6 protein-coding genes and 2 pseudogenes are annotated in these 4,607 nt (G+C 59.0%); 5 read left to right on the top strand and 3 right to left on the bottom strand.

Going from position 1 to position 4,607, the window contains the following annotated elements; translation table 11 throughout:
* Positions 1 to 225: pseudogene (locus tag AC1DH9_RS23020) on the bottom strand (MBL fold metallo-hydrolase); the annotation flags it as partial.
* 201 nt (positions 226 to 426) lie between these two features.
* Here AC1DH9_RS23020 and AC1DH9_RS23015 point away from each other — a divergent pair.
* Both AC1DH9_RS23015 and AC1DH9_RS23010 read left to right on the top strand, forming a co-directional pair.
* Positions 427 to 1,041 carry a TetR/AcrR family transcriptional regulator gene (locus AC1DH9_RS23015; RefSeq protein ID WP_427535976.1) on the top strand — a complete coding sequence of 205 codons (615 nt, stop codon included), beginning with the start codon at positions 427 to 429 and terminating at the stop codon, positions 1,039 to 1,041.
* A 163-nt stretch (positions 1,042 to 1,204) separates the two neighbouring features.
* Positions 1,205 to 1,744 carry a DUF1003 domain-containing protein gene (locus AC1DH9_RS23010; protein ID WP_347927783.1) on the top strand — a complete coding sequence of 180 codons (540 nt, stop codon included), beginning with the start codon at positions 1,205 to 1,207 and terminating at the stop codon, positions 1,742 to 1,744.
* On the opposite strand, the pseudogene AC1DH9_RS23005 reads toward AC1DH9_RS23010, so the two are convergent.
* Positions 1,729 to 2,644 (bottom strand): annotated as a pseudogene (locus tag AC1DH9_RS23005) (LysR family transcriptional regulator). The gene AC1DH9_RS23010 and the pseudogene AC1DH9_RS23005 sit on opposite strands and share 16 nt — an antisense overlap.
* Before the next feature lie 63 nt (positions 2,645 to 2,707).
* On the opposite strand from AC1DH9_RS23005, the gene AC1DH9_RS23000 reads away from it, so the two are divergent.
* Entirely contained in the window at positions 2,708 to 3,418 is a 711-nt protein-coding gene (locus AC1DH9_RS23000) for a CTP synthase C-terminal region-related (seleno)protein (protein ID WP_427535978.1), read from the top strand.
* Complete coding sequence (locus tag AC1DH9_RS22995; protein ID WP_427535980.1) at positions 3,415 to 3,747, top strand: antibiotic biosynthesis monooxygenase family protein; 333 nt, start codon at positions 3,415 to 3,417, stop codon at positions 3,745 to 3,747. The genes AC1DH9_RS23000 and AC1DH9_RS22995 overlap by 4 nt, the downstream gene beginning before the upstream one ends.
* Here AC1DH9_RS22995 and AC1DH9_RS22990 read toward each other — a convergent pair.
* The gene (locus AC1DH9_RS22990; protein ID WP_427535982.1) at positions 3,735 to 4,064 is read right to left on the bottom strand and encodes a DUF2025 family protein; all 330 of its coding nucleotides are present in this window, start codon (positions 4,062 to 4,064) and stop codon (positions 3,735 to 3,737) included. The two genes, AC1DH9_RS22995 and AC1DH9_RS22990, sit on opposite strands and share 13 nt — an antisense overlap.
* A gap of 250 nt (positions 4,065 to 4,314) precedes the next feature.
* Between AC1DH9_RS22990 and AC1DH9_RS22985 the strand changes: the two genes are divergently transcribed.
* Positions 4,315 to 4,607 (top strand): glycerophosphodiester phosphodiesterase family protein (locus AC1DH9_RS22985; protein WP_477808836.1); only part of this gene is annotated, 293 nt, incomplete at its 3' end.

The raw sequence follows: 4,607 nt of genomic DNA, 5'->3' as shown, positions 1-4,607 counted from the left end.
GTGGTTCGGTGCGTCGAGAAGCTGTTCGAGAGTCAGCGCTTGAACCGGAATAACACCAGTCGGTCGCGTGTTATTCGGCTTGTGGAAAATCATGTTCCAGAAAATTCGCAGGGTCTTGCGAAAGCCTTGCCCCGGTACGGTTGCATGATTTTGGTATTGCCCCTGCTCTTGCCGGGACGTTTTCAGTTCAGAGGCGCTATCCGCCTGGTAAGAGAAAGTGGCCATGTTTGAGTGACTCCAGAAAACCGACGAGGTGCGGCATTTCTTTTTCGGACGATAAATGGCCAATGCACGCACGCGTCAGCCGCAAACCCTACTTTTCAACCGTTCAACTACACTGCACAGTGTAGTTTCAAGATTGCAACAAAGCCGTGAGCAAGTAAACTGCCGAGTGTAATTCTTCCTTTTCTCTGCCGAAGCGTATTTATGACAGCTCCACAACGCCTCACCGACCGTAAACGCGAAGCCATTGTTCAGGCGGCGATTGCCGAATTCCGTGCCAACGGCTTCGACATCACCAGCATGGACAAGATTGCCGCCACTGCGGGTGTGTCGAAGCGCACGGTGTACAACCACTTCCCCAGCAAAGAAGAGCTGTGGACTGAAATCCTGCAACGATTGTGGGCCAACGTCACCGCTCAACAGGACAATTGCTATCGCACAGACCTGCCGTTGCGCGAGCAGTTGGGCCAACTGCTGCACTGCAAGTTGCAGCTGCTGGGGGACACCAATTTCCTTGATCTGGCACGGGTTGCCATCGCCGCCACCATCCATTCGCCGGAACGGGTCCAGGACATGGTCGAGCGCATTGGCGAACGTGAAGAAGGGTTGACCACCTGGATTCGCGCGGCTCAGGCTGACGGTCGGCTCAAGCCTGTAGACCCGGCCTTTGCTGCCCAGCAGGTGCAGGGAATGCTCAAGGCATTTGCCTTCTGGCCGCAGATCTCCCTGAACTGTCCACCACTGTCACCCGAAATGCAGACGACAGTCGTAGAGTCGACGCTGGACATGTTTCTGGCCTGCTATCAACGGCAGGCATGAAGGGCACGCAAAAGGACACATGGAACAAATGACACTATTCACGTGTTTATCCGCTGGACCGAAGCCCTGAATAAAACACTACAAAGTGTTTCAAGGCGACTCGGGCGCTGGAAGCTGTGGGGGTTATAGTGAGCCTCAGTCCCATGGCATTGCAGAGAGCATCATGAATTCAGCCAAGCCCGAAGAAAAAGATCCCGCCGCCCCCATCGATCACTTGCGCTTCCACCGGCCGCACGCTCATCTGGCATCGACGTTCGGCAATGACACTTTCGCATTGAAGGCCGAAGCCTTTGCACGCTTCTTCGGCACCCCGACCTTCCTCGGCGCGCAAACCCTCATCGTCGTGGTCTGGATTGCCCTGAACGTCACGGGGTTAACGACCTTCGACGTCTACCCGTTCATCCTCCTCAACCTCGCGTTCAGTCTGCAAGCGGCCTATGCCGCGCCGTTGATTCTGCTGGCGCAAACCCGTCAGGCCGCTCGCGACAAAGCCCAGTCCGAAGCCGACGCGCTACACCGCGAGACGTTGGCGATTGCCAACAGCGAACGGCAAGCGCAAGCCGCGAAGACCTCCGCACAGTTACTGACGTTGCTTGAGCAAAACACCCGACTGACCGAGATGACCAAAGAGCTGACCGAACGCATCGAGAACCTGACATCAGAGATGCATCAACACATTTTGAAAGATCAGCAACGCTCCTGATCGGGCAATTGCACCCAGCGTGATAACTCGTCGAACAGCGTCACCACCGAGCGCAATGCTCGACAGTCCGGGCGAGTCAGCAACCACAGACTGGTGTCGTAACCGAGCAGGGGTTCGCTCAAAGGGCGCAGCCCCTGCGCGGGGTCGATCAGAAAGTCCGGCAACGCGGCGACCCCAAGCCCGGCGCGTACCAACTCGGTGACCGAGTGCATGCTGTTACAGCGATAGCTCGGCAGCACACCGGGAAATTGCTGACGACGCCAGATCACGGTTGGATGGTCGGGCAGAAAGTCATCCGGGGCGATCCAGCTCAACCGTGTCAGATCACTCGGCTCGACCGATTTCAGATACGCCGCACTCGCGCACACCCGATACGACACAGCGCCCAATCGCCGCCCAACCAGATGCTCCGGAGGTGAGCGGGGTCAGGCGCAAGGCGATATCGGCATCGCGGCGGCTGAGGTTGGCGAAATCGTTGGAGGTGCTCAGTTCCAGGGTCAGCGCCGGGTACGCCGGCATGAACTGCGCCAGTGCCGGCAACAGTAACGCGTGCAACACCGAATCGGTGCAGGTCAGGCGCACGGTGCCGCTGATCACGTCACCGCCCTGCTCCACGCCAATACGCGCCGCTTCCAGCGCCTGCTCGGCGCGTTCGGCCTGCTCGGACAGTGTTCGGGCCAGGGCGGTCGGCAAATAACCTGCACGACTTTTCTCGAACAGCGCTTGGCCCAATGCCGCTTCCAGGCGCCTGACCGCACGAAACACCGTCGAAACGTCGACCTTCAATAGCGCCGCCGCCCGTGCCAGAGAGCCGCCGCGCACCAACGCAAGAATCAAGGCGAGGTCCGGGTAATCCAACTGATAGTGCGTTGCTGCATTGAACACTTGGGTAAACGCCACTGTTGATTGCGTGAACGCCACTCTATAGTCGGCTCCAGCAATCAACAAGTCTTGGGAGACACCATGGAAGCGAGCCCTCAACTGCGTATTGCACTGATCGGTGACTACGACCCGCAGGTCACTGCCCATCAGGCAATTCCCCTGGCGCTGAACCTGGCCGCACAACACACTGACGTCGATGTGCAGTTTGAGTGGCTGGCCACTGACCACATTGACGCAAACACCCCGCTGGCTGACTTCGACGGCTTCTGGTGCGTGCCTGCCAGCCCTTACCGCAACATGGACGGTGCGCTGTTGGCGATCCGCTTTGCCCGTGAACAGCAGCGGCCGTTCCTCGGCACCTGCGGTGGTTTTCAACACGCGGTGCTTGAATACGCACGCAACGTTCTGGGATGGACCGATGCCGAGCATGGCGAAACTTCGCCCGACGCCATTCGCGCCGTGCTCACGCCGCTGACCTGCTCACTGGTCGAGGTCGTCGACAGTATCCGGTTGGTTGAAGGCTCGCTGATTGCCAACGCCTACGGGGCCACAGAGATTCATGAAGGCTATCACTGCCGCTACGGCGTCAATCCGGCGTTCGAAGAGCAATTGCTGACACACAACCTGAGAGCCACCGGCCACGATTCGGTGGGTGATTTACGGGCCGTGGAGCTCAGCAATCATCCATTCTTCGTCGCAACCTTGTTTCAACCCGAACGCGCGGCGCTAGCCGGCACCCTTCCCCCCTTGGTCAACGCCTTTATCCGGGCCTGCGCGAGGAACCACAGATGATCGCCAACACGCCTTCGCCGCCTTACTACGCGGTGATTTTCACTTCACTGCGCACCGCCGCCGACCAGGGTTACGAGCAAGCAGCACAGCACATGGTCGAACTTGCCCGCGACCAACCAGGGTTTCTCGGAGTGGAGTCGGCCCGGGGTGAGGACGGGCTCGGCATCACCGTTTCCTACTGGTCCAGCGAAGAAGCGATTCTCGCCTGGAAACAACACGCCGAGCACAGTGCAACCCGCGAACGCGGACGCTCGACCTGGTATGAAGCGTTTCACACGCGGGTCTGCAAGGTAGAACGCGCTTATGCCTTCGAGCGTCAGCCGGCCTGAACCAGACGGCGCAGCGCGCTGATCTCCGGTAAATCCTCACGCCGCATATAGACCCGCAGTGGTTCAGTGATATTGATCCGGTCGTCGATATTCTGCTCCAGCAACAAGCGGATCAGCTCGCGCTTGAGGGTCATGGCTTGACCGTCCTCAGGCGTCCAGACGAACTCGCTGGCGGGGATGATTGCGTCGTCTGCGACGTCCATGCCAAAGGCATCTTCGCTGAAACGGACGATGTATCGGGCGGTCTTGCGATTGAAACCGACGAAGCCGATGAGTTGGTCGGCGGCCTGGCAGATAAGTTCGGACGTGATGCGCATGGTAAACCTCACGGATGCGTCCCGCAGGACGGCTGAACGATGGTTTACACGCAGGGGCGGGATAACGGATGCGTCGGGATTTCCCTCTGATGGGGAAATTGCCGAGGTGGATCGTACTGCAAAGGACTGCACAAAAGCGCGGAAAAAACGCCCCTCGCACACGTTAATGTCAGTTTGGCGATAGCGCATCCGGCGCTCAATTGTTAAAAGATAGGTCTTTGAAATCGCTTCTTACGAAAGGACCTCGACAATGCCTGTTACCTACACCAAAAGCGCCCTGTTGCTGAGTCTGATGCTCGGCCTTGGCCAGGCACAGGCTACCAGCCAGCAGAGCCCGACCGCTCTGGCCACCGCCACCGGGATCCCGCACCCGGCAGTGATCGCCCACCGTGGCGCCTCGTTCGATGCACCGGAATCCACTGCCGCCTCCTACAAACTGGCGCGCGACCTGGGCGCCGATTACCTGGAAATGGACCTGCAACGCAGCAAGGACGGCGTGCTGTTCGCCTTGCATGACAACAACCTGCAACGCACCACCGACGT

The organism is Pseudomonas sp. 05T35 (assembly GCF_056396605.1).
Note: the sequence above shows the minus strand (reverse complement) of the source record. Positions and strands in the feature narration are given on the sequence as shown.